The sequence below is a fragment of the Oleiphilus sp. HI0086 genome, assembly GCF_001635225.1.
Window position 1 is genome coordinate 1 of the sequence record NZ_LWFZ01001462.1, and the last position, 949, is coordinate 949.

General features: G+C 49.8%; 1 protein-coding gene. It reads left to right on the plus strand.

What is annotated here, in order from left to right; translation table 11 throughout:
* Positions 1-949: methylmalonyl-CoA mutase family protein (locus tag A3756_RS24890; RefSeq protein WP_231875634.1), on the plus strand; the 949-nt coding region annotated here is incomplete at both ends.

The window sequence follows — 949 nt, forward strand, 5'->3', positions numbered from 1 at the left end:
GAAGGTATTCCCGTTAAGGTGCTCTATACCGAGGAAGATACAAAAGACCTGCCTCACACCCAGACACTTCCCGGTATGGCTCCCTTTGTACGTGGCCCAATGGCAACGATGTACGCCGGCCGCCCCTGGACCATCCGCCAATACGCAGGATTTTCCACCGCAGAAGAGTCAAATGCTTTCTATCGCAAAAACCTGGCTGCCGGTGCACAAGGCGTATCAGTTGCCTTTGATTTAGCGACTCACCGAGGTTACGACTCAGACCACCCACGCGTAACGGGTGATGTAGGTAAAGCAGGTGTGGCGATTGATTCAGTCGAAGATATGAAAATTCTTTTCGACGGCATTCCGCTTGATAAAGTATCGGTATCCATGACCATGAACGGCGCAGTCTTGCCAATCCTGGCTAGCTACATCGTTGCAGCAGAAGAACAAGGCGTTTCACAAGAACAGCTTTCAGGCACTATCCAGAATGACATTCTGAAAGAGTTTATGGTGCGCAATACCTATATCTACCCACCAAAACCATCCATGAGGATTATTGGCGATATTATCGGCTACACCTCCGAGAACATGCCTCGCTTTAACAGCATTTCAATCTCCGGCTACCATATTCAGGAAGCCGGTGCTGATGCAGCGCTGGAACTAGCCTACACACTTAGCGATGGCAGAGAGTATGTTAGAACTGCACTGAAAGCTGGTTTGGACGTCGATGCCTTTGCGCCTCGCCTTTCCTTCTTCTGGGGCATTGGCATGAACTTCTATATGGAGATCGCCAAGCTCAGAGCCGGTCGCTTGTTATGGCATAAGATTATGGACGAGTTTAGACCTAAGAACCCCAAATCTTCTATGCTTCGAACCCACTCGCAAACATCAGGCTGGTCTTTGACCGAGCAAGACCCTTACAACAACGTGATTCGTACCACCATCGAGGCGATGGCTGCGGTATTTG